This window comes from Microbulbifer sp. JSM ZJ756 (genome assembly GCF_044383805.1).
Taxonomy (GTDB): Bacteria; Pseudomonadota; Gammaproteobacteria; order Pseudomonadales; family Cellvibrionaceae; genus Microbulbifer; species Microbulbifer zhoushanensis.
Genome location: NZ_JBISER010000008.1, coordinates 36,706 through 59,318, shown reverse-complemented (window position 1 = coordinate 59,318; position 22,613 = coordinate 36,706). Strand labels below are relative to the sequence as shown.

Below are 22,613 nucleotides of genomic sequence, written 5' to 3'. Positions count from 1 at the left end.
TTACTTGGCGGTGATCCCGTTATAATGGGGCCCGCGCCGTGGGCGCGTAGACCGAATGAATTCACAGGGCGCCGGGAGCGCTGGAGAGCGGATGAGTTATCAAGTACTGGCTCGCAAGTGGCGGCCGCGGTTGTTCCGGGAGATGGTGGGGCAGGAGCACGTGCTGCAGGCCCTGATCAACGCCCTGGATAACGGTCGGCTGCACCATGCCTACCTGTTCGCCGGTACCCGGGGGGTGGGCAAGACCACCATTGCCCGCATCCTGGCCAAGTGCCTGAACTGTGAAAGCGGGGTCAGCTCCGAGCCCTGCGGCCAGTGCGCGGCCTGTACGGAAATCGCCGAGGGCCGCTTTGTCGACCTGATTGAAGTGGATGCGGCCTCGCGCACCAAGGTGGAGGACACCCGCGAGCTGCTGGAGAATGTGCAGTACGCTCCCACCCGGGGCCGCTACAAGGTGTACCTGATCGACGAGGTACATATGCTTTCCAACAGCTCATTCAACGCCCTGTTGAAGACGCTGGAGGAGCCCCCGCCCCACGTCAAATTCCTGCTGGCTACCACCGATCCGCAGAAACTGCCGGTGACTGTCCTGTCGCGCTGTTTGCAGTTTAACCTCAAGAACATGAGCCCCGAGCGGGTGGTGGAGCACCTCCGTTTCGTGCTTGAGCAGGAAATGGTGCCGTTCGAGCAGGGGGCCCTGTGGCACCTCGGGCGTGCTGCGGATGGTAGTATGCGCGATGCCATGAGCCTGACCGATCAGGCAATCGCCTTTGGCGGCGGCAAGGTGGCCGAGGCCGAGGTCCGCGCCATGCTGGGCAGCATCGATACCGGGCTGGTATGGAAGCTGCTGGAAGCCCTGGCCGATGAGAGTGCCCCGGCCCTGTTCGCGGCGGTAGAGGAACTCGCCGGACAGGCGCCTGACTACAGCGCCGCCCTGGCTGAACTGGCCAACAACCTGCACCGTATCGCTGTGGCCCAGGTCCTGCCGCAGTCGGTGGACAACACCCTGGGGGACGGGGAGCGCCTGCAGCAGCATGCCGCGCGACTGGCCCCTGAAAACGTACAGCTGTATTACCAGATGGCCCTGCTTGCCCGGCGGGACCTGCCGCTGGCGCCAGACCCGCGCAGTGGATTCGAGATGGCCCTACTGCGGATGCTGGCTTTCCGGCCCCAGGGCGTGGCGGATATTCCCAGCGCCCGGCTGGAAGCGGATGCCGGCAACCAGCCCGCTGCGGGAGATCCCGGCGTAAAAAAGCCGCAACAGGACCCGGCGCCGGCTGAAGCCGGCACTTCTCCCGTACAAACGCAACCCGAAACCGCGGCTCCCGGAACAGCGTCCATGCCCGCTGGTGCGCCCGATCATGCAGGGCCCACCTGGGCGGAAGAGCCTTCCAGCCCGGCTGCTCCTGCGCAGCAGGCCAGCAGCGGCCCGCAGCCGGCTGGCGCTTTCCCTCAAGCGGCGAGCACTCCACCCGCGCCTGTACCTGAAGCGGCCGCCGCTACTGACAGCACACCGCCCTGGGAGGAAGTCCCGCAGCCCGGGCCGGTAGAGAGCCCTCAGCGCGTAGCCACGCAGGGTCCCCAGCCTGCGGCTATGCAGAGCCAGCAGCCTGTGGGCGTAGAGAGCCATCAGCCCGAGGGTATGCAGAGCCATCAGCCCATGGGTGCGGAGAGCCATCAGCCCCAGGAGATGGAGAGCCATCAGCCCCAGGAGATGGAGAGCCATCAGCCCGGGAGTGTGGGGAGTCCACAGCGAGGCAATATAAACAGTACCCAGCGGGCGGATAATCATCAGCCGGTCGAGAGCCCTCAGCCGGTTGAGAGCCCTCAGCGGGTGGAGAGCCCTCAGCGGGTAGGGAGCCCTCAGCGGGCAGAGCCCCCCGGGCCAGCCGGAAATCCCCAGCCAGCCCCGGCGGCGGGACAGGCCGGCCCTGGTGGGCCCGTCCAGGATGGCCACGATTCAGGGGCCGCAGCGGCGGGCGGCGCGACGGAGCAGCGCGCGGCGTTGCGCGAGCAGTTGCGCCAGCAGGTAGCCGCGGTGGAATCCACCCCGGTGGCCGGGGTTGAGGCGCAGCCGGCGGCACCGGAACCGGAGCCCGCACCGGCCGCGCCGCGGGCCCGCCTGGAAGCCCTGACTCCGGGTAACTGGCCGGCGCTGTACCCGCAGCTGGGGATTACCGGCATACTGCATTCAATTGCCATGCACCTGGAACTGGTGGGGCGGCAGGACAATATACTGTCTTTTACCCTCGATGAGTCCTACAGCAGTCTGTATGACGAGGTGCACCAGCGTCGCCTGGCGGATGTCATCGGTGACTTTGTTCAGCAGCCGGTCAATGTGCATATCCAGGTGGGCCAGGTACATGGCACCACCCCTGCGCGACTGGTGCAGGCCACTCGCGAGGCGCGCGCGGCAGCGGCCCGCGACGCCCTGGCGCAGGACCCGCTGGTGCGGGAACTGCAGGAAGAACTCGGCGCCGAACTGGTGGCCGAGTCGGTCGAATATCTGAAAGAGAGTGAGTGAGACAATGAAAGGTTTGGGCGATTTGATGCAGCAGGCCCAGAAAATGCAGGCCGACATGCAGGAGAAAATGCAGAAGATGCAGGAGCAGCTCAACGAGCTGCGCGTGGTCGGCGAGGCCGGAGCCGGGATGGTGAAAGTCACCATGAACGGTCGCCACGACTGCACCGGGGTCGAGATCGATCCCGACCTGATGGGTGAAGACAAAGAGATGCTCGAGGACCTGCTGGCAGCGGCCGTGAACGACGCGGTGCGCCGGGCGGAAGAGCAGGCGCAGAAACTGCAGAAAGAGCAGCTGGGTGGCCTGGCCTCTGGCATGAACCTGCCGGAAGGCTTCAAGTTCCCCTTTTGATGGCCTGCGGCACTTATGTTTAGTCCCCTGATTGAAGAGCTGATCCGCGCACTGCGTTGCCTGCCCGGTGTCGGCCCCAAGTCTGCCCAGCGCATGGCCATGTACCTGCTGGAGCGTGACCGGGATGCGGCCGGCCTGTTGGCGCGGACCCTGGAACAGGCGGTGGAGAAGGTCGGGCGCTGCACGCAGTGCCGTACCCTCACCGAGCAGGAACGCTGTGCCCTCTGTGCCAGCACCCGGCGCGATGACAGTTCGCTGTGCGTGGTGGAGACCCCGGCCGATGTGCTCGCAATCGAGCAGGCGGGCAACTACCACGGGCGCTACTTCGTCCTGCACGGCCACCTCTCCCCCATCGATGGCGTGGGCCCGGCGGACCTGGGCATCGACCTGCTGGAGCAGCGGCTCGACCGCGAGCCGGTGCAGGAGCTGATCGTTGCCACCAACCCTACCGTCGAGGGCGAGGCCACGGCCCAGTTTATTGCCGAGCGGGCACGGGACCGGGGAATAGCGGTCACCCGCATTGCCCACGGTGTACCTATCGGCGGTGAGCTGGAATACATCGATGGCGGCACCCTCGCACACGCTTTCAACAGCCGTACGGCGTTTTTCTCCGGTAACTGAGGTCCCGATGCTGAATGTGGACACCACACCCGTCTGGGTGGATGACAGCGCGCAGCTGGCGCAGCTGTGTGAAAAGTGGCGCGGGCAGAAAGCCGTGGCACTCGACACCGAATTTATGCGCAGCCGCACCTTCTATCCACAGCCGGCACTGGTCCAGGTGGGGGATGGTGAGCATGCCTACCTGATCGACAACCTGGCGATCGATGACCTGGAACCGCTGCGCGAGCTGGTGCTGGATAGCCGTGTCACGAAGATCATGCACTCCTGCAGTGAAGACCTGGAAACCCTCGAGCGGTTACTGGGGGCGATACCCGAGCCGATATTCGATACCCAGGTTGCTGCGGCCATGACCGGTATGGCCGCGGGGCTGGGCTATGCCGCTACGGTCAACGAGCTCCTGAACGTGGAGCTGCCCAAGAGTGAAACCCGTTCCGACTGGCTGCAGCGCCCCCTGAGCGAGGCGCAAAAGAACTATGCCGCCCTGGATGTTGCCTGGCTGCCGCCGGTTTACGCGCTGTTGCGGAAACGCCTGCAGGAGCAGGGGCGGCTAGAGTGGTTGCAGGAGGACTGCGCGGCGCTGGTCCGCGCGGCGCGCAACCCGCAGCCGCCGGAACTCTATTACCAGCGCGTGAAGGGTGCCTGGCGCCTGCGCGGCTCGCAGCTGGCCGCCCTGCAGGATCTCTGCGCCTGGCGCGAGCGCGAGGCCCGCCTGCGGGATATGCCGCGCAACCACCTGCTGAAAGAGAGCATTTGCATGAACCTGGCCGAGCAGCTGCCGGCGCATGCCGCCGCCATGGCGCAGCCGGGGCTCGAGGGCAAGACGTTGCGGGAATATGGCGATATCCTGCTGCAGGTCATCGAGCGCGCGGCCGGGCGTGATGACGTCCCGCCGGCATTGCCCCGCCCGCTGGACCGGCGCGAGGGCGAATGCCTCAAGCAGTTGCGTCGCCGGGTGCGGGAGGTGGCCGAGGAGTACCACCTGCCGGCAGAGATCCTGGTGCGCAAGAAAGAACTGGAAACGCTGGTGCAGGCTGACAGGCCCTCTCTCGAGGGACGCCTGGAAGGTTGGCGCAGCGATGTCATTGGCCAGCCCCTGTTGCAGGAGTTGCGGGCGCTGCGTGGCGAGAAAGTAGGGTAAGTACCAGAGTGAAGACAGTTTGTGATATTTACCGCAGCCCGCGGGAAGAGGAAATGTATCTTTACGTGGAGAAGCGTGAGGGGATCGCGCGGGTGCCGGAAAAGCTGCTGCAGCTGTTCGGCAAGCCCGAGCATGTGGTGACCCTGCTGCTCACGCCGGAAAAGCCACTGGCGCGGGCCGACGCGGCGCGGGTGCTGGAAGAGATCCGCGAGCGCGGTTTCTACCTGCAGATGCCGCCGGTGGTCGATGATGAGATGCGTGCGATCTCGGCGCAGAACAGCAAGTTGCAGCGCTGAGCCGTGAGCGGGCAACCCTTCTGGCAGCGCAAGTCGCTCGAGCAGATGAGCGACAGCGAGTGGGAGTCGCTCTGCGATGGCTGCGGGCGCTGCTGCCTGCACCGGCTCGAGGACGAGGAGACCGGCGAGATTTACAGCACCAGCATCGCCTGCCGCCTGCTGGATACGCACAGTTGCCAGTGTGGCGACTACCCGAATCGCAAGCAGCGGGTGCCGGACTGTATCCAGTTGCGCGCCAGCGACCTGGCGGATTTCCACTGGCTGCCGCGCACCTGTGCCTACCGCGCCCTGTCGGAGGGGCGCCCGCTGGAAGACTGGCATCCCCTGGTATCGGGCCGTGCCGAATCGGTGCACGAGGCCGGTATCTCGGTGCGCGGCTGTGTAATCAGCGAGGAGCTGGTGCACCCGGATGACTTCGAGGAACATATCGTCACCTGGGTGGGTGACGATCCCGTTTAGAACAACATAACCAAGAACTGGACACTATGGCGGAAGAGTTTCGAATTGCCTGGATGATTTACGCAGGCGGGACCCTGGTACTGTTACTGGCGGGCTGGTGGTTTATGCGCAATTGGCGCTGGTCCTGGCCGCGGCGGGCCCTGCTGCTGGTGGCGGCTGCCGCGCTGCTGGTTCCCACCGTCGGCCGCACGCCGGACTCGGCGCCGCTGCCGGTACTGCCGATGTTTGCCTACCAGCTGCTGTTCGAGGAGGAGGGGCCGGCCCCGGAAGTGACCGCCAACCTGGTGTTCGCCACCGGCGGAGCGCTGGCACTGGTGTCCCTGTGGGGGCTGGTGACGTTGATCCTGCGCCACCGCCGGGAAAAGCGCCGCGAGTTTGAGGACGATCCCTACTACAGCAACCAGTGACAGTACCGCCTGGCTGCGCCCGGTCGAGCAAAGGCGCGTAATTCCTCTTGGTGCTGTCCGCGCCCGGCGGACAGCTGCTATATCTATAGGGCTGGCCCCGCAGCGAAGCGGGGCCCGGTGACTACAAGAATGTGGCCTGGTACCCGGGAATCCACCCCCTTCCATACAGCCTCCCGGGCCTGCGGGAGTACAGGGGTTTCCGGCCCTGCCCGGCAGAGGAACCCGGATGCTCGATCATCTGCTAATTCTGAGTGCTGTCATGCTGGTCTCCGGTATTCTCGGTGGCCTGGTGAATTACTACCAGATGCTGTTCACCGAGGAGGACCCGGCCGGCCTGGCGCGCTGCCTCATCATGGGCCTGTGCGGCGCATTGATGGTGCCCATCTTCCTCAAGTTTACCCAGAGCGACCTGCTGATCGAGATCCAGGGGGATCCGTCGCGCCTGTTGCTGTTTACCGGCTACTGCCTGCTTGCGGCCATCGCCTCACGCATGTTCGTGTTCAACGCCGCGCGCCGCCAGCTGCGGGACGCCAGTATCGCTCGGGCCCGGGTGGAGAACCTCGAGCAGGAATTGCGCGCCATGCAGCTGGAGATGATGCCGCTGCTGGAGCATGAGATCGAGGGCGACCCCGACCAGGGGCCGACCCTGGATTTCAACGAGATCCGCAAGCTAGACGAGAACGCCCTGCATGTGCTGAAACTGCTCAACACCGGCGAGTGCGTGTTCCGCTCCCTGGGCGGCATGGTGCAGGAGGGGGGCATGGAGACCAACTCCGCTGCCCGGGCCCTGAACAGCCTGCTGGTGCTGGAGATGGTGGGCAAGATCCACAGCCACCTGGGTATCCGCTGGTATATCACCGACAAGGGCCGCCAGGTGGTACGCCGGCGCAGTGCCCAGGCCGTTGCCGATGAGCGTGTGGGCGAGTGACCGTTCATTCCTGAACCCACCGCCCGGATACTGCGAAGTCCGGGCAAGCGATCCATGCTGAATTGTCATTGATCTCCCGTTGCCATCCCTTACCATGCTGCCCATCTCTGTTTTTTCGCGATGGGAGTCACCATGAAATTTACCGGCACCGACAATTACGTCGCCACCGACGACCTGCAACTGGCGGTGAACGCAGCGGTCACCCTGCAGCGCCCCCTGCTGATCAAGGGCGAGCCGGGTACCGGCAAGACCCTGCTGGCAGAGGAGGTGGCGCAGAGCCTGGGCCTGAAACTGATCCAGTGGCATATCAAATCGACCACCAAGGCCCAGCAGGGCCTGTACGAGTACGATGCTGTGTCGCGGTTGCGGGACTCCCAGCTGGGGGTGGACCGGGTGCACGACATCGCCAACTACATCAAGCGCGGCAAACTTTGGGAGGCATTCGACTCCGACGAGCGCGTGGTGCTGCTGATCGACGAAATCGACAAGGCCGATATCGAGTTTCCCAATGACCTGCTGGTGGAACTGGATCGGATGGAGTTCTTTGTCTACGAGACCGGCGAAACTGTCCGCGCGAAACAGCGCCCGATCGTGATTATCACTTCCAACAATGAAAAAGAGCTGCCCGACGCTTTCCTGCGCCGCTGCTTCTTCCACTACATCAGCTTCCCGGACCGGGATACCATGCACCGGATCGTCGATGTGCATTACCCGGACATCAAGCAGCAGCTGGTGAAAGAGGCAATGGATATCTTTTTCCAGCTGCGTGAGGTCCCGGGCCTGAAGAAAAAGCCCTCCACTTCCGAGCTGATCGACTGGCTGAAGCTATTGATGGCCGACGACATCCCCGAGGAAGTACTCAAGAACCGCGACAGCACCAGCGCCATCCCGCCGCTTTATGGCGCACTGCTGAAGAACGAGCAGGATGTGCATATGCTCGAGCGCCTCGCCTTTATGGCGCGCCGCGAAAACCGCTGAGTTGACGCTTTCCCATGCTGATTGGATTTTTCCTCAACCTGCGCCGCTATAAACTGCCGGCGTCCATCACCGAGCTGCTGGCCCTGCTGGAAGCGCTCCAGCAGCGGCTGGTGTTTGCCGACCTGGAGGAATTCTATTTCCTCGCGCGCACCTGCCTGGTGAAAGACGAAAAGCATTTCGACAAGTTCGACCGGGCCTTCGATGCCTATTTCCAGGACCTGGAAACCCTGGATGACCTGCTGGAACAGATGATTCCGGAAGAGTGGGTGCGGGCCGAGTTCCTCAAGCAGCTGAGCGAGGAAGAAAAGGCAAAAATCGAGAGCCTGGGTGGGTTGGAAAAGCTGCTGGAAGAGTTCCAGAAGCGCCTCGAGGAACAGAAAGAGCGCCACAGTGGTGGCAACAAATGGATCGGTACCGGCGGTACCAGCCCGTTTGGCAACAGTGGTTATAATCCCGAGGGTGTCCGGGTGGGCGGCAACAGCCGCAACCGGTCGGCGGCCAAGGTGTGGCAGAAGCGCCAGTTCCGCAACCTGGATGACAGCGTGTCCCTGGGCACCCGCAACATCCAGGTGGCTTTGCGCAAGCTGCGCAAGTTCGCCCGTACCGGCGCCGCCGAGGAGCTGGACCTGGATGACACCATTTCCTCCACGGCCCGCAATGCCGGCCTGCTGGACATCAAGATGGTGCCGGAGCGCCACAACGCCATCAAGGTGCTGATCTTCTTTGATGTGGGCGGCTCCATGGATCCCTACGTGAAATCCTGCGAGGAGCTGTTCTCGGCCTGTCGCTCGGAGTTCAAGCACCTGGAGTATTTCTATTTCCACAACTTCATTTACGAGCATGTGTGGAAGGACAACCAGCGCCGCTACCAGGAGACCACACCGCTGCTCGAGGTGCTGCGCACCTACGGCAATGACTATAAGGTGATCTTTGTCGGCGATGCCTCCATGGCGCCGTATGAGATCACCCACCGCTACGGCAGTGTCGAGCACATGAACGAGGAGCCCGGTGCTGCCTGGATGGAGCGGGTGACGGATACCTGGAGCAACCTGGTATGGCTTAACCCGGTGGGTGAGGAATACTGGCAATACACACCCAGTATCGGCATGACCCGGCAGCTGGTGGAAGGGCGCATGTTTCCCATGACCCTGGAGGGCCTGGACCGTGCTATCGGGCGCCTGGTCAAGGGGCGTTGAACCCGGGCCCGTACAGTCCATCGCGGCCATGGGACGCTCCTGCAGGGGAGCGGCCCGGCAATCCCCTCAAATCATTCCTTGAAGTGCCGCCGAGGCGCCCCCTCGTGGTCGGCGGTGATGCCGATCTCTTCCTGGGTGGTGGGGCCAATTTTCGTGTGCTCCTCCTCGGCGCCGTGCATCCAGTCCACCAGTCGGTTGCGGATCAGGAACAGGATGATCCCCGCTGCAATCGCGGCAATGGCGACGCCGCCGAAGGTGGCCAGTGGGCCCGATTCCCCCACCAGCTTACCGATTTCAGCGGCGCCCTTGTTGGCCACGCCAATAAAGGCGAACCACAGCCCCATCATCAGTGACAGGTAGCGCAGTGGTGATAGTTTGGTGACCATGGAGAGGCCGATCGGTGACAGGCTCAGCTCACCGATGGTGTGGAAGATATAGGCGAATACCAGCCACCAGATGCTCGCCTTGATGGTTTCGGAATCGCCGATCTGCAGCGCCGCGCCGCACATGGAGACAAAGCCCAGCCCCAGGAACACCAGGCCCATACTGAACTTGGCCGGGGAGCTGGGCTCGCGCGCCCCGAGTCCCACCCACAGGCTGGCCATTACCGGCGCCAGGATAATGATAAACAGCGGGTTCACCATCTGCAGCCAGCTGGCCGGGATCTCGAAGCCCATCACGTTCAGGTCGGTGTTGTACTTGGCGAACAGGTTCATAGAGCCCGCCGCCTGCTCGAAGCCGGCCCAGAAGATTACCGTGAATACACCTAGGATCAGTATCACCTTGATGCGATCGCGCTCTTCCGGCGTCAGTGGTTTGTGCTTGTCGACCGTGTCCTGCTTCAGTCCCAGCTTGGCCGAGGGCTCTACGCCGATATCCCCGAGGAATTTTTTTGCCTGGAACATCTGCAGCAACAGGCCCAGCAACATGCCGATACCGGCAGTGAAGAACGCCAGCTGGTAATTCACCTTCTCGCCGATCCAGCCGATTACCAGGTAGCCGAGGATCGAGCCCAGGTTGATCCCCATATAGAAAATGGTGAAAGCGGTATCGCGCCGGTGGTCACCCTCGTCGTAGAGGTCACCCACCATGGTGGAGATATTCGGCTTGAAGAAGCCGTTGCCCACGATCAGCAGGGCCAGGCCCAGCCAGAGCATATAGATCTCGGTGCCGTCCGGCAGCCAGCCATGGGGGAAACCCAGGGCGAACTGGCCCAGCATCATCAGCGTGCCGCCAAACATGATGCAGCGGCGCTGGCCCCATTTGTTGTCCGCCATCCAGCCGCCGATGATCGGTGTCAGGTACACCAGCATCGCGTACCAGCCCAGGTAACTCAGGGCCTGGGACTGCAGTTCGGTATCTGACAGCTGTTCCCAGCCAAAGGCCGCCGCGGCGGCAGCGGAAGTCAGGTAAAAGACGAAGATACCGCGCATGCCGTAATAGCTGAGCCGTTCCCACATCTCGGTGCCGAACAGCAGGAACAGCCCCTTGGGGTGGCCGAGCATCTCCCCGGCGGAGGAGGGCGGTTTTGGCTTGAGATCTTGCATGAAGGTACCTCTGGCAAGTCCCGGGCATAGGAAAAGGTGTCGCCCGGACTGGGTATCCGGGGACGGTGTTGCCTTGAGTATAGTTCAGCGCCATTTTTTACCTACTGGTCTTCGCGGTCGTCCTGACCGCTCAGACCGTCGCCCGCCGTATCCTGGCACAGGTGCGTGGACCTGCTTGTCTCCGTCGGGCTCGCGCCGGCTTTGCCGGCGTGCGGCACATCCCTGTGCCGCATTCACCTGCTGGTCTTCGCGGTCGTCCTGACCGCTCAGACCGTCGCCCGCCGTATCCTGGCGCAGGTGCGTGGACCTGCTTGTCTTCGGTGGGCTCGCGCCGGTCATTTAGTCTGTCACGGCCCAGCAGGTATAATCGCCCGTTTGCAGTCAGTCCCCGGATTATGAGTCACACCGAAGACACCGCCGCCCTGAAAGTCCTGAGCGAAGAGTTCGAGCCCCGCGTCGCCGAGTGCATGGGGCGCGATCGCCATCGCCTGCGCAAGGGCCTGGACAGCGCGCGCCGGCGGCTGCGGGAGGGCAAGCCGGCGGACCGGATGCTGGCCCAGCTGGAGAGAGATCTGGGGGCATCCCGGGCGCTGGCGGCCGCCCGGCGGGACAAGCTGCCTACTGTCAGCTGGCCGGAAGAGCTGCCGGTGGTGGCGCGGCGCGAAGAGATCGCCAAGTTGATTGCGGAAAACCAGGTGGTGGTGGTGGCCGGTGAGACTGGCTCCGGCAAGACCACCCAGCTGCCCAAGATCTGCCTGGAACTCGGCCGCGGCGTTTACGGACAGATCGGCCATACCCAGCCGCGGCGCATCGCCGCGCGCACCGTGGCCAACCGTATCGCCGAGGAGCTACAGCAACCGCTGGGGCACTCGGTGGGCTACCAAGTGCGCTTTACCGATCACAGTGACGAGCACACCCACGTCAAGTTGATGACCGACGGTATCCTGCTGGCGGAAATCCAGCGGGATCCGCTGCTGAACAAGTACGACACCCTGATCATCGACGAGGCCCACGAGCGCAGCCTCAATATCGATTTCCTGCTGGGCTACCTCAAGACCATCCTGCCGAAACGGCCGGACCTGAAGCTGATCATCACTTCCGCCACCATCGACCTGGAGAAGTTTTCACAACATTTTGATGATGCACCGATCATCGAGGTGTCCGGTCGCACCTATCCGGTGGAGATTCATTACCGGCCACCAGCGGACAGCGACGCCGATCTGTCCGAGCAGGTGATTGCGGCGGTGGAGGAGCTGCTGCACGACGAGAAGGGCAGCAGTCGCCGTGGTGGCGATATCCTGGTGTTCATGAGCGGCGAACGGGAAATCCGCGAGTGTGCCAGGGCGCTGCGGGATGCCCATATTCCCCAGCTGGAAGTACTGCCGCTGTATGCGCGCCTGAGCCTTGCCGAGCAGAACCGGGTCTTTCACGGGCACAAGGGCCGCCGCATCGTGCTGGCCACCAACGTGGCAGAGACTTCCATTACCGTGCCTGGCATCCGCTATGTGATCGATCCGGGGACGGCGCGTATCAGCCGCTACAGCTACCGCAGCAAGATCCAGCGCCTGCCGGTGGAGGCCATCTCCCAGGCCAGCGCCAACCAGCGTGCCGGCCGCTGTGGCCGGGTGAGTGCCGGTGTCTGTGTGCGCCTGTATGAAGAGCGTGATTTTGAGCAGCGGCCTGAATTCACCGATGCCGAGATCCTGCGTACCAACCTGGCGGCGGTAATCCTGCAGATGCTGCAGATGCGCATCGGCGATATCCACAACTTTCCCTTTGTCGACCCGCCCGATGCGCGCCTGATCAACGACGGCTACAAACTGCTGGAGGAGCTGCAGGCGGTGGACAGCCGCGGGCGGGTAAAGCCGCTCGGCCGGGCACTGTCGCGCCTGCCGCTGGACCCGCAGCTGGGCCGCATGCTGCTGGCGGCGGGCGAGCAGGGCTGCCTGCGCGAACTGATGGTGATCGTCAGCGCGCTGGCGGTGCAGGACCCGCGGGAGCGGCCGGCGGAAAAACGCCAGGCTGCAGACGAGAAGCACCGGCAGTGGCGCCATGAGAAATCCGATTTCCTGTCCTTCGTACAGTTGTGGGACGGCTTCGAGGCACAGCGGCAGGAACTCAGCCAGAGCCAGCTGCGCAAGTGGTGCCAGAAGAACTTCCTGTCGTGGCTGCGCATGCGCGAGTGGCGGGATATCCACCACCAGCTGCGAGTGGCCAGCCGCGAGCTGAAACTGAAGGAGAATCGCGAGCCCGCCACCTACGAGGCCGTGCACCGGGCAATCCTGCCGGGGATGTTGGGCAATATCGGCGTGCGCGACGAGAACAAGGAATTCATTGGCTGTCGCAACCGGCGCTTCCATATTTTCCCGGGCTCCGGCCAGTACAAGAAACCACCGCGCTGGGTGGTGTCCGGGCAACTGCTGGAGACCAGCCGCCTGTTCGCCCATACGGTGGCCAAGATAGAGCCCGACTGGGTGCTGGCGGCAGCCGAGCACCTGGTGAAGCGCCACTATTTTGAGCCGCACTACGACACCCGCGCCGGACAGGTGATGGCCTACGAGAAGATTTCGCTGTACGGCCTGGTGCTGGTGGAAAAACGCCGGATCCATTACGGCAAACTTGACCCACAGACCGCGCGTGAGGTTTTTATCCGCCAGGCACTGGTGGAGCAGCGCTACGACAAAAACCGCCGTGGCCGGGGCCGCTTCTTCCGTCACTACCTGGAATTGCTGGAGGAGCTGGGAGACCTGGAGGCCAAGTCGCGGCGCCGGGACATCCTGGTGGACGACGAAGTGGTGTTCCAGTTCTTCGATGAGCGTCTCCCGGCGGAAATCGTCAACCTGGCCGGCTTTGAGCACTGGCGTAAGAAGGCGGAGGAAGAGGACCCCGAACTCCTGTTTATCCCCCGCGAACTCCTTATGCAGCAGAGCGCCGATCATGTGGGAGAGGCGCAGTTCCCGGATCAACTGCGTGCGGGGGGCATCGAGTTCCCGCTCGGCTATCACTTTGAGCCCGGTGCCGCGGATGACGGTGTCAGTGTGCAGGTGCCGGTGGGCGCCCTGCACCAGGTGCCGGCGGCGCGGCTGAGCTGGCTGGTGCCGGGGCTGCTGCGGGACAAATGTATCGCGCTGGTGAAGGCGCTGCCCAAGCAGTGGCGCAAGTACTTTGTACCTGTGCCCGCCGCCGTCGATCGCGCGTTGTTGAGGATGCAGGCCGGTGACACACCCCTGTGGCAGGCACTGGCGCATGAGTTACACCGCCAGACGACCATTGAACTGCCAGCCGAGGCCTGGGAGTCTGCCGAGCAGTCGCTGGAGGATTTCTACCGTTTCAACATCCAGGTGCTGGATGAGGACGGCGAGCTGATCGACCAGGACCGTGACCTGCCCACCCTGCAGGCGCGCTACAGGGACCGGGTACAGCGCGAACTGGCCACCGCCGGGGATGACTTCGAGCGTGACGGAATTATCCGCTGGGACTTCGGCGACCTGCCAGAGACCCACACCCTGGAGCAGGGCGGCCTGAAGGTGCGTGCCTACCCGGCGCTGGTGGAAGAGCGTGACAGCGTATCCCTGAAATTGCTCGACAATCCCCGCGAGGCCTGGCGATTGTCCCGGGCCGGCACCTGCCGCCTGGCGCTGCTGCACCTGCCCGAGCCGGTCAAGTACCTGCGCAAGGAACTGCTGCGCGGCAAGGAGCTGGGCCTCAGCGCGGCCGACCTGGGACGCCGCGAAGAGGTGGCCGACGATATCCTGATGGCAGCGGCGCGTGAATTGTTCTGGCCCGGCGAGGAATGGCCCCGCACCGAGGCGGGCTTCCTGGAGGCACTGGAGCGCAGCGGCGAGTTGGTGGGGGTGGCGCAGGAAATTGCCGACCTGCTGGTGAAGGCGCTGGGCCAGCTGGTGCCCCTGCGCAAGCAGATCAAGCAACAGAAAAACCTGGCGGTGGCGATGGCGGTGGGTGATATCCAGCAGCAGTTGCAGCGATTGTTCTATCGCGGCTGCCTGTTTGATACCCCGCTGGAGTGGTTGCGCCAGTATCCCCGCTACCTCAAGGGCATCGAACTGCGGCTGGAAAAGGCCGCGCTGGACCCCAATCGCGACCGGCGCCTGCAGGCGGAGTGGCACAAGGCCGCCGAACCGTTCCTGGCGCAGGTCGAGAAGCACTCGCCACGCATCGTGGCCGCGGAGCCGCAGCTGGCCCGGTATCGCTGGATGCTGGAGGAATTCCGCGTCTCCCTGTTCGCCCAGTCGCTGAAAACACTGTTACCGGTATCCAGCAAGCGACTGAACAAGCTCTGGAGTGAAATCGATCAATCCATCTCGCTCTGACCGGCGTATACAGGGGTGACGGAAACGGCCGTCGGGGTCCTGGGAGCGTGCTCGCCAGGGAGGGTGGCCGCTCTCAATCGTGGGCACGCGGCTTCCGTGGGTTCTTTTTCATGTACTGTCCATCCGCTAAACCGGGATTCCGGTGGCCGGTCCGCTGCGTGCAGTGCGCGGACCGGCTTTTCTTTATCTGTTCTTCCCTGCTCCCGTTCCCGGCTAACCCCGCTTGATCGCCCGGATGTGACCGCGTTTGCCGGGGAAACCTGCCCTGGCGCACACGGCAGCTGGAAATAGCGTGCTCACGTGTGTAATAAACAGCAGTATGGCGCGACTGAATCCACGAGACGCAGGAAAACGTACCCGGATGTGTTGAACGCTGATGGGATACGGCTGGTCTCAATGCGTGACCGTCCGATGGGATTGGTGGTTATAATCCCGGCAGGCGGCCGGCAAAGCGCCGTCGGCGTAAACTGCTACAAGTTAGGGTATTAAAAGGAGAGTTGTTATGACTAAGAAGAATCTGCCGCTTGCTGCCGCAGTAGGTGCGGCGTTTATCGCCTCGGCGTCCATGAACGTTTCTGCGGGCGTTGGCAATGCCAACCCGTTCGCCGCTGAAGAGCTTTCTTCCGGTTACAACCTGGCCATGCTGAGTGAGCACGGTGACGAGAAGAACAAAGAAGGTAAGTGCGGCGAAGAAGGCAAGAAAAAAGAAGGTAAGTGCGGCGAAGGTAAGTGCGGCGAAGAAGGCAAGAAAAAAGAAGGTAAGTGCGGCGAAGGGAAGTGCGGCGAAGAAGGCAAGAAAAAGGAAGGTAAATGTGGTGAGGGTAAGTGCGGCGGCTAATCTCCGCATTGTTCCCAGGCGGGGGTGGGGTATAGCCCTGCCCCTGCCACTCTCACTGCTGGCGACAGCAGAAGTAAGAACATGAATACGACCAAGACCGTTGAATATCCCCTCCGGGGTGCCGGGCTGGGGTTGCGCCGCTCCATGATGGGAGAGGATATGCCTGCCAGTGCGGTGGATTTCCTGGAGGTGGCGCCGGAGAACTGGATAAATGTTGGCGGTCGTTATGGCCGCTGGTTCCGCGAGTACACTGAGCGTTACCCGTTTGTGATTCACGGTCTCTCATTGTCCATCGGCTCACCGTCCCCGCTGGACCTGGAGCTGGTGAGATCCGTCAAGCAGTTTATCCGCGAGCACGGTATCCGCTGCTACAGCGAGCACCTCAGCTACTGCTCCGACCACGGTCACCTCTACGACCTGCTACCGATCCCCTTTACCGAGGACGCCGTGCACTATGTGGCCGGACGTATCCGCCGGGTGCAGGATGTGCTCGAACAGCGAATCGCGATGGAGAATGTCTCCTATTACGCGGCACCGGCCCGGGAAATGACCGAGCTGGAATTCCTCAATGCCGTCCTCGAGGAGGCCGACTGCGACCTGCTGCTGGACGTCAACAATATCTACGTGAATGCCATCAATCACAGCTACGACCCGGCAGAGTTCCTGCGCGGGCTGCCTGCCGAGCGTATCCGCTATGCGCATGTGGCCGGCCATTTCAACGAGGCGGATGATCTCAAGGTAGACACGCACGGTGCGCCGGTAATCGACCCGGTGTGGGAGCTACTGGAGCAGGCCTACGCCCATTTTGGCGTTTTCCCCACATTGCTGGAGCGGGACTTCAATATCCCGCCACTGCCGGAGCTGGTGGGAGAGGTGGCGCATGTCCGCGAACTCCAGGCCCGTGCGGCCAAAACTGCTTCCGGCGCCCGGGGCATTGCCGGCTCGCCTGGTGAGGTGGTTTATGCGCAGCGATGAAAAACGCCCCGGAGGGGCTGGCCGCGGCCCGCACGAAGCACATTTTGCCCGTGAGCAGCGTCAGTTCGCGGCGCATCTGCGCAACCCGTTGGTCAACGAGCCTCCGGCGGATATCGAAGACCGCCGCATGGCCATTTACCGTGACCTTATTTACAACAATATCGAATCCTTTATCGCCAGCGGGTTCCCGGTGCTGCGCAGCCTCTACAGTGACGATGCGTGGCACACGATGGTGCGGGAGTTCGTCCACCGGCACGCCTCCCGGAGTCCCTACTTCCTGCAGATCAGTGAGGAATTCCTGCAGTACCTGCAGGAAGAGCACGTTGCGCAGGAGTCTGACCCGCCCTTCCTGCTGGAGCTGGCGCATTACGAGTGGGTCGAGCTGGCGCTGGACGTGAATCCGGCGGAGCCCCCACCGGGGCTTGAGCTCGAGGGGGATGTGCTGGCGCAGGTGCCGGTAGTCTCCCCGGTCGCCTGGAGCCTCAGTTACCGCTTTCCCGTGCATATGATCGGCCCCACCTTCCAGCCCAGTGAACCACCGGACAACCCCACTTTCCTGCTGGTTTATCGCAATCGCGAAGATGAGGTGGGCTTCATGGAAATCAACGCAGTAACCGCGCGATTATTGCAATTGGCGCAGGCGGGGAACCAAACCGGCCGGGCACTGCTCGAAGACCTCGCCGTGGAAATGAACCACGGGGACACCGGGGCGGTGGTGGATTTCGGCCAGTCCCTGTTGCAGCAGCTGCTGCAGGCCGGAGTGATCGCGGGGCTGGAGCCCCGTCGATAGCCCGGGCAGGGTGTCCCTGGCGCTTGCCCGATACTGCCTTATCTTTGACCGAAACCGTAGCGGGGGCAGGTGCTATGCTGCCAAGGGTGGCCCGCATTCCCGGGGGGCGGTAGAATTCGCGCAACTTCAGGGTGAACCTATAACGAGGAGCAGTGGCTTGCTTGGACGCACAGTAAAATCACCATGGTTGCTGGCAACATTGCTGGCAGCCAGCCCAATGCTGGTGCAGGCAGCCCAGGAAGACCCCTTCGCAAACGGCGGCGCGGCCCCGGTTGCAGAGCAGCCGCAGGGCGGGGCAGCCGAGTCCGGTAGTGAGGCCTCAGGTCCGGCACCCGCTTCCCCTCCCGCCGAGTCCCCTGCCCCCGATGCAGGGGCAGCCGACCCGGACGACTCCGATCCCTTTGCCGAAGGCGGGGAGGGCAGCAGTCCCGCAGCGGAGGAAACAGGCGACTCAGGTGATTATAGCCTCGAGGATGAGTACGGCTTTGACCCGGCGGAAGAGTTCTCCAGTGAAGAGGGTGAGGAGCCGGGCGAGCGCGATCCGTGGGAGGGATTCAACCGGGCCGTGTTCCGTTTCAATGACACCGCGGATCGCTGGGTCTTGAAGCCGATGGCGGTAACCTATCGCCAGGTAACCCCTATTTTCATGCAGCATGGTGTCAGCAACTTTTTCGGCAACCTGTTCGAAATCACCAATTCCTTCAACAGCGTGCTGCAGTGGAAGTGGGGCGAGGCGGGTAACGGTGCCGGCCGCTTCCTGATCAACTCCACTGTTGGCGTGGCCGGGCTGTTCGATGTCGCCGAGCATGTGGGCCTGGAACCCACTGACGGCGAGGACTTCGACCAGACCCTGGCAGTCTGGGGCGTGCCTTCCGGTCCTTACCTGGTGCTGCCATTCTTTGGCCCCTCGACGGTGCGAGGCGTGCCGGGTATGGCAGTGGATTACTATACCGATCCCCTGAATTACATTGACCACAGCCAGACGCGCTATAGCCTCCAGTTTACCGACCTTATCCAGACCCGTGCCAGCCTGCTGAAGACCGAATCACTCCTGCAGGGAGACCGCTATGTGTTGTTGCGCGACGCCTACCTGCAGCGCCGTGACTTCCTGATCCGGGACGGTGATGTTGAAGACGATTTCGGCGATGATGCTGATTCGTTCGGCGGAGATGATGACCCGTTTGGCGGTGGTGCTGAGGCTGACGCCGATACTGCCACCGGTGAGAGTGATCCTTTTGGCGGTGATCCCTTCGGTGATGGCGGTGAGGATGCCGGCGCCGACGAGCAGCCGGCCGCACCTGCGCCTGATTCAGAGAGCGGTACCACCGGGAGCAGTGGCGATGCCGCAACCGAAGCCGATGTCTTCGACAGTTAAATCCAACCAGTGGGGGACCCTGCACCTCCCAGATTCATGCCTGACCGCCAGCGTCTGTTACTGATTGAGTCCGACGGGGTGTCGCGCGAATTCGTGCGGCGCAGCCTCGCGCGCCTGGGCTTTGAGGTGGACGCGGCGGAAACCGGCCTGGAGGGCATCAGTCGGTTTGCCCCCGGGCTCTACCGCCTGGTCGTCACCGACCTGCATCTCCCGGATATGGGCGGCCTGGAAGTCCTGCGCAAAATCAAGCACCGGGCCCCCGATGCCGCAGTAGTGGTAATCGCCTCCAACAGTGGGGTCAGTGACGTGGTCGAGGCCCTGCGCCTCGGGGCCAGTGATTACCTCCTGAAGCCCATCGAGGACGAGGCGGTAATCCAGCATGCGGTAACCCGCATCACTGAGTCCGAGGCCCTGGAGCGACAGAATCGCGAATACCGGGAGCAGCTCGAGGAGCGCAATCGCGAGCTGCACGAACACGTGGAGGTGCTGCAGCGGGACCAGGAGGCAGGGCGGCTGTTGCAGCAACACCTGTTGCCCCGCACCCCGTTTCAGTACCCCGGTAATATCGAGGCCGCCTACCGGCTGGTGCCCTCCCTCTACCTGAGTGGCGATTTCATTGACTACGGCCTGTTCGGCGAGCGCTTTGTGGCCTTTTACCTGGTGGATGTCTCCGGGCACGGGGTGTCATCCGCACTGGTCACGGCCCTGATCAAGCACAGCATCATGCACCTGCTGCGTGAGCGGCCACTCTTTTCCAGCCTGGAATCCCTGGATTCCGATCTCATCGATATCCTCCAGCTGATCAATCGCGAGTTGCTCTCCACGCGGCTCGACAAGCATGCCAGCATGTTCGTGGGGGTGGTGGACAGCCGGGCACGCCAGCTGCATTACGCGGTGGCCGGGCAGGTGCCGATGCCCGCCCTGGTAACATCCTCCGGGGCAGAGTGGTTGCCGGGTAAGGGACGGCCCCTGGGCCTGTTCGAGCAGGGCAACTGGCAGGTGCTGCATGCCAGCCTGCCGACCAGCTGGCGGCTGGTGGCCTGCTCCGACGGCGTGCTGGAGCTGTTGCAGGGGGACCTGCTGCAGCGGGAGGCACAACTGTTGCAGAAGATAGACGAGAGCAGGGGTGACCTGGATTCCCTGTGTGCGGCCCTGCACGTGGATACGTCCGAGGAACTGCCCGACGACGTCACTATACTGACAGTCCGCCAGGGCTGAAGCCTGCCAGCCCGGCCTGCTGTGACCGGTAAGTCCGTGATGCTGGCGGCCAAAGCTTGTCAGTGCCTGTACGCAGGAGTAAGCTCCGCTCGATTTATGCATCAAAGTTGCACTGTGGTTGCAGCGCGATGAAAAAGCGTTGCCACCGGTGCTCTGTCGATAAACTTTCGCCGCCGGAACAGTTGTTTTGTGTCTCCTGACCGGCGTGCCAGAGGTTGCTATGCAGTCCGGGCAAATTATGGTCGGCGCCCACGAGGGTGTTTACGTCATCAAGCTGGTTGGCGACGTGCGACTGAATCTGTGCACATCTTTCGATACCTTCATCGACAAGATGTTCTCACACGATGATTTCAATGATGTGGTGTTCGACCTGCATGGCGCCAGGGGTGTCGACAGCACCACCCTCGGCCTGATGGCCAAGGTCGCGATCCGTGCCCTGGAGCGGGGCTGCGAGAAGCCGCTGGCGCTGAGCGCCGATCCGGGCATTCGCCACCTCCTCGATGCCATGGGATTCGATGCGCTGATCGAGGTCAGCGACGAGCAGCGCGATTACGGCAGTAACCCCCAGCCCCTCCAGTGCAATACACCCGACGAATGCGCGGCGCGTGAGAAAGTGCTGGAAGCCCACCGGGTGCTGATGAGCCTGAATGAACAGAACGCGGAAACCTTCCGCGACCTGGTGCATACCCTGGAGCGCGAGTGCGAACCGACGCGCAAGCCCTCGGCGCGCATGCACTGATACCGTTCCCCTTCTTAATCGCCTCCCCCCAGCCCAAAAAACTGTTTAGATCCCCAAATTCGCGGCCAGCGGCCGCTCCTACGGGGGCGAGGGTTGTGGAAACCGGTTGTAGGGGTGAGCTTTGTGTTCGCCCGGCTCTGGCCCATTAGCATCATGCCGGCACTCACCGCGTTCGCGGCCATGGGCCGCTCTTACAGGGGAGGGGTTATGGAAACCGGTTGTAGGGGCGAACCTTGTGTTCGCCCGGCCCACCCCCCTTCACCGCGGCGATTGCCGCAGGAGCGGCCGCTGGCCGCGACCGGCATCGGCATCGGCGGGCGGTAGGTTGTAGCGGGGTCAGGCCTCCCCGCGGCGCATTTCCCGGGCCTCGGCCCGCGCGCGGGTGAAAAGCCCGTGGGGCAGGTAGATAAGCTCCGCCACGCGTCGGATCAGGTGCTCCTCGAATGCCTCGATCACATCGTCGGAAAACGCCACTTCCCACATCTGGCGTACCAGCAGGTACTTGTTGCGTTCATCAAACTGGTCGTTTACCACCTGGGTGAACTCATACAGGGAGGTCGCTTGCTCGCGGTGGGACAGGGCGTGCTCGACCATCTCAGTTGCCTCCGCCTCATCGAGCCGGTAGTGCTCCTGCAGCAGGCGCACCAGTGTCGCCTGCTCGCGATCGTCCAGCTTCTGGTCCACGGTGGCCACCTCGGCCAGCAGTGCGGCGCTGATCATGCGCACATCCCGGTCATTGTTGACCTCGACATCCTCGCCGCTGCCGATCTGCTCGAAGAGTTTACGTATTTGTCGCAGCATTCCGGTTTTTCTCTCCCGTGGTCGCCTGCCGGGCCAGCATGGCTTCCAGTTGCTCCTGGTCGTGTACGAAATTGCGGATACCGTCGGCCAGTTTCTCGGTGGCCATGGCATCACGGTTCAGCTGGAAACGGAATTCCGCTTCGTTCAGTGGCTCAGCCGGGCGCGCCTCGCCCGCAGTACCGGCCTCCAGGCCGGCGGCCAACTCGCCGTTGTCCTGTTCCAGTTCATCGAGCAGCTGTGGGCTGATAGTGAGCCGGTCGCAGCCGGCCAGCGCCTCGATCTCCCCGGTGTTGCGGAAGCTGGCACCCATCACCACCGTCTGGTAGCCCCGCGACTTGTAGTAATGGTAGATGCTGCGCACTGATGCCACCCCGGGATCCTCGTCGGCGGGGATGTGCTCAAGCCCGCGTTTGGCCTTGTGCCAGTCCAGGATGCGCCCGACAAACGGGGAAATCAGCGTGACACCGGCTTCGGCGCAGGCTACCGCCTGGGCGAAACTGAACAGCAGGGTGAGGTTGCAGTGGATGCCCTCGCGCTCCAGCACCGACGCGGCGGCAATGCCCTCCCAGGTGGAGGCGACCTTGATCAGCACCCGTTCGCGTTCCACGCCGGCCTGCTCGTACAGGGCGATCAGGCGGCGTGCGTATTCCACCGACGCGCGGGTATCGAACGACAGGCGCGCATCCACCTCGGTGGAGACCACGCCGGGCACCAGGTCCAGGATCTCCCGGCCGACGCTGACCGCCAGTTTCATCGCCGCGAGCTTTTCCCGATCGCCGGTTTGGCGGTCCGCCCATTGCAGGGCCTCATCGATATAGCCCTGGTACTGCGGCAGTTGTGCCGCCTTGTACAGTAGCGAGGGGTTGGTGGTGGCATCGTGGGGACGGTAGCGGCGGATGGCCTCGATGTCGCCGGTATCGGCCACCACCTGGCTGCGTTGCCTGAGTTGTTCGAGCTTGTTCATGACGGGGCTCCCTGAATTACCTGATTCCTGTACCTGGTTCCTGCTGCCGCTGCTCCCGGTGTCCGTATCCATTGACGCCCGGCACGTAAAAAAGCGGATTACCATCATGGAAGGGAAAGGTGCGCTCGGCAACCCCCGT

General features: G+C 63.2%; 20 protein-coding genes and 1 pseudogene. 18 read left to right on the top strand and 3 right to left on the bottom strand.

Annotation, left to right across the window (positions count from 1 at the left end; all coding sequences use genetic code 11):
- Window positions 1-91: 91 nt before the first annotated feature.
- From dnaX to ACH6CX_RS13430, 11 genes and pseudogenes are all read left to right on the top strand, one after another.
- Window positions 92-1,918: pseudogene (gene dnaX / locus ACH6CX_RS13480) on the top strand (DNA polymerase III subunit gamma/tau); the annotation flags it as partial.
- Window positions 1,919-2,038: 120 nt separating this feature from the next.
- Entirely contained in the window at window positions 2,039-2,524 is a 486-nt protein-coding gene (locus ACH6CX_RS13475; protein WP_396675609.1) for a DNA polymerase III subunit gamma/tau C-terminal domain-containing protein, read from the top strand.
- A gap of 4 nt (window positions 2,525-2,528) precedes the next feature.
- Window positions 2,529-2,873, top strand: a complete 345-nt coding sequence (locus ACH6CX_RS13470) for a YbaB/EbfC family nucleoid-associated protein (RefSeq protein ID WP_232941195.1) — start codon at window positions 2,529-2,531, stop codon at window positions 2,871-2,873.
- Between the two features lie 15 nt (window positions 2,874-2,888).
- Window positions 2,889-3,494, top strand: a complete 606-nt coding sequence (gene recR, locus ACH6CX_RS13465) for a recombination mediator RecR (RefSeq protein ID WP_232941196.1) — start codon at window positions 2,889-2,891, stop codon at window positions 3,492-3,494.
- Between the two features lie 7 nt (window positions 3,495-3,501).
- Window positions 3,502-4,632 carry a ribonuclease D gene (rnd, locus tag ACH6CX_RS13460; RefSeq protein ID WP_237063504.1) on the top strand — a complete coding sequence of 377 codons (1,131 nt, stop codon included), beginning with the start codon at window positions 3,502-3,504 and terminating at the stop codon, window positions 4,630-4,632.
- Window positions 4,633-4,640: 8 nt separating this feature from the next.
- Window positions 4,641-4,928: a YcgL domain-containing protein gene (locus ACH6CX_RS13455; RefSeq protein ID WP_232941198.1), complete on the top strand. Its 288-nt coding sequence runs from the start codon at window positions 4,641-4,643 to the stop codon at window positions 4,926-4,928.
- A gap of 3 nt (window positions 4,929-4,931) precedes the next feature.
- The gene (locus ACH6CX_RS13450; protein WP_237063502.1) at window positions 4,932-5,387 is read left to right on the top strand and encodes a YcgN family cysteine cluster protein; all 456 of its coding nucleotides are present in this window, start codon (window positions 4,932-4,934) and stop codon (window positions 5,385-5,387) included.
- A gap of 26 nt (window positions 5,388-5,413) precedes the next feature.
- Complete coding sequence (locus ACH6CX_RS13445; RefSeq protein WP_232941200.1) at window positions 5,414-5,794, top strand: hypothetical protein; 381 nt, start codon at window positions 5,414-5,416, stop codon at window positions 5,792-5,794.
- 226 nt (window positions 5,795-6,020) lie between these two features.
- Window positions 6,021-6,722: a YEATS-associated helix-containing protein gene (locus tag ACH6CX_RS13440; protein WP_232941201.1), complete on the top strand. Its 702-nt coding sequence runs from the start codon at window positions 6,021-6,023 to the stop codon at window positions 6,720-6,722.
- A gap of 132 nt (window positions 6,723-6,854) precedes the next feature.
- Entirely contained in the window at window positions 6,855-7,700 is an 846-nt protein-coding gene (locus ACH6CX_RS13435) for a MoxR family ATPase (protein ID WP_232941202.1), read from the top strand.
- A 14-nt stretch (window positions 7,701-7,714) separates the two neighbouring features.
- A complete protein-coding gene (locus ACH6CX_RS13430) occupies window positions 7,715-8,896 on the top strand; it encodes a VWA domain-containing protein (RefSeq protein ID WP_232941203.1) in 1,182 nt (393 codons plus the stop codon).
- Window positions 8,897-8,967: 71 nt separating this feature from the next.
- On the opposite strand, the gene ACH6CX_RS13425 is transcribed toward ACH6CX_RS13430, so the two are convergent.
- On the bottom strand, window positions 8,968-10,443 hold the full coding sequence (locus tag ACH6CX_RS13425; RefSeq protein ID WP_232941204.1) for a peptide MFS transporter: 1,476 nt from the start codon (window positions 10,441-10,443) through the stop codon (window positions 8,968-8,970).
- A gap of 395 nt (window positions 10,444-10,838) precedes the next feature.
- Between ACH6CX_RS13425 and hrpA the strand changes: the two genes are divergently transcribed.
- The 7 genes from hrpA to ACH6CX_RS13390 all read left to right on the top strand — a co-directional run bounded on the left by hrpA (window position 10,839) and on the right by ACH6CX_RS13390 (window position 20,709).
- Window positions 10,839-14,774 carry an ATP-dependent RNA helicase HrpA gene (gene hrpA / locus ACH6CX_RS13420; protein ID WP_396675557.1) on the top strand — a complete coding sequence of 1,312 codons (3,936 nt, stop codon included), beginning with the start codon at window positions 10,839-10,841 and terminating at the stop codon, window positions 14,772-14,774.
- A gap of 502 nt (window positions 14,775-15,276) precedes the next feature.
- Window positions 15,277-15,612: a hypothetical protein gene (locus ACH6CX_RS13415; RefSeq protein WP_232941206.1), complete on the top strand. Its 336-nt coding sequence runs from the start codon at window positions 15,277-15,279 to the stop codon at window positions 15,610-15,612.
- Between the two features lie 81 nt (window positions 15,613-15,693).
- Window positions 15,694-16,587 (top strand): DUF692 domain-containing protein, encoded by an 894-nt coding sequence (locus ACH6CX_RS13410; RefSeq protein ID WP_396675556.1) that lies wholly within the window; start codon window positions 15,694-15,696, stop codon window positions 16,585-16,587.
- Window positions 16,574-17,377 carry a DUF2063 domain-containing protein gene (locus tag ACH6CX_RS13405; RefSeq protein WP_232941208.1) on the top strand — a complete coding sequence of 268 codons (804 nt, stop codon included), beginning with the start codon at window positions 16,574-16,576 and terminating at the stop codon, window positions 17,375-17,377. The genes ACH6CX_RS13410 and ACH6CX_RS13405 overlap by 14 nt, the downstream gene beginning before the upstream one ends.
- 157 nt (window positions 17,378-17,534) lie before the next feature.
- Window positions 17,535-18,752 carry a VacJ family lipoprotein gene (locus ACH6CX_RS13400; protein WP_232941209.1) on the top strand — a complete coding sequence of 406 codons (1,218 nt, stop codon included), beginning with the start codon at window positions 17,535-17,537 and terminating at the stop codon, window positions 18,750-18,752.
- Between the two features lie 36 nt (window positions 18,753-18,788).
- The gene (locus tag ACH6CX_RS13395; RefSeq protein ID WP_232941210.1) at window positions 18,789-19,970 is read left to right on the top strand and encodes a PP2C family protein-serine/threonine phosphatase; all 1,182 of its coding nucleotides are present in this window, start codon (window positions 18,789-18,791) and stop codon (window positions 19,968-19,970) included.
- A gap of 220 nt (window positions 19,971-20,190) precedes the next feature.
- Entirely contained in the window at window positions 20,191-20,709 is a 519-nt protein-coding gene (locus tag ACH6CX_RS13390; RefSeq protein WP_232941211.1) for an STAS domain-containing protein, read from the top strand.
- Between the two features lie 336 nt (window positions 20,710-21,045).
- On the opposite strand, the gene ACH6CX_RS13385 is transcribed toward ACH6CX_RS13390, so the two are convergent.
- Together ACH6CX_RS13385 and tal are read right to left on the bottom strand one after the other, a co-directional pair.
- Window positions 21,046-21,510 carry a TerB family tellurite resistance protein gene (locus ACH6CX_RS13385; protein ID WP_232941212.1) on the bottom strand — a complete coding sequence of 155 codons (465 nt, stop codon included), beginning with the start codon at window positions 21,508-21,510 and terminating at the stop codon, window positions 21,046-21,048.
- Window positions 21,491-22,474, bottom strand: a complete 984-nt coding sequence (tal, locus tag ACH6CX_RS13380; protein ID WP_396675555.1) for a transaldolase — start codon at window positions 22,472-22,474, stop codon at window positions 21,491-21,493. The genes ACH6CX_RS13385 and tal overlap by 20 nt, the downstream gene beginning before the upstream one ends.
- Between the last annotated feature and the right edge of the window lie 139 nt (window positions 22,475-22,613).

Bases quoted from the DNA above. Each gene is read 5' to 3' on its own strand.
- ACH6CX_RS13470 (WP_232941195.1), top strand. From the start codon at position 2,529: ATGAAAGGTTTGGGCGATTTGATGCAGCAGGCCCAGAAAATGCAGGCC.
- recR (WP_232941196.1), top strand. From the start codon at position 2,889: ATGTTTAGTCCCCTGATTGAAGAGCTGATCCGCGCACTGCGTTGCCTG.
- rnd (WP_237063504.1), top strand. From the start codon at position 3,502: ATGCTGAATGTGGACACCACACCCGTCTGGGTGGATGACAGCGCGCAG.
- ACH6CX_RS13445 (WP_232941200.1), top strand. From the start codon at position 5,414: ATGGCGGAAGAGTTTCGAATTGCCTGGATGATTTACGCAGGCGGGACC.
- ACH6CX_RS13440 (WP_232941201.1), top strand. From the start codon at position 6,021: ATGCTCGATCATCTGCTAATTCTGAGTGCTGTCATGCTGGTCTCCGGT.
- ACH6CX_RS13435 (WP_232941202.1), top strand. From the start codon at position 6,855: ATGAAATTTACCGGCACCGACAATTACGTCGCCACCGACGACCTGCAA.
- ACH6CX_RS13430 (WP_232941203.1), top strand. From the start codon at position 7,715: ATGCTGATTGGATTTTTCCTCAACCTGCGCCGCTATAAACTGCCGGCG.
- ACH6CX_RS13425 (WP_232941204.1), bottom strand. From the start codon at position 10,443: ATGCAAGATCTCAAGCCAAAACCGCCCTCCTCCGCCGGGGAGATGCTC.
- hrpA (WP_396675557.1), top strand. From the start codon at position 10,839: ATGAGTCACACCGAAGACACCGCCGCCCTGAAAGTCCTGAGCGAAGAG.
- ACH6CX_RS13415 (WP_232941206.1), top strand. From the start codon at position 15,277: ATGACTAAGAAGAATCTGCCGCTTGCTGCCGCAGTAGGTGCGGCGTTT.
- ACH6CX_RS13410 (WP_396675556.1), top strand. From the start codon at position 15,694: ATGAATACGACCAAGACCGTTGAATATCCCCTCCGGGGTGCCGGGCTG.
- ACH6CX_RS13405 (WP_232941208.1), top strand. From the start codon at position 16,574: ATGCGCAGCGATGAAAAACGCCCCGGAGGGGCTGGCCGCGGCCCGCAC.
- ACH6CX_RS13395 (WP_232941210.1), top strand. From the start codon at position 18,789: ATGCCTGACCGCCAGCGTCTGTTACTGATTGAGTCCGACGGGGTGTCG.
- ACH6CX_RS13390 (WP_232941211.1), top strand. From the start codon at position 20,191: ATGCAGTCCGGGCAAATTATGGTCGGCGCCCACGAGGGTGTTTACGTC.
- ACH6CX_RS13385 (WP_232941212.1), bottom strand. From the start codon at position 21,510: ATGCTGCGACAAATACGTAAACTCTTCGAGCAGATCGGCAGCGGCGAG.
- tal (WP_396675555.1), bottom strand. From the start codon at position 22,474: ATGAACAAGCTCGAACAACTCAGGCAACGCAGCCAGGTGGTGGCCGAT.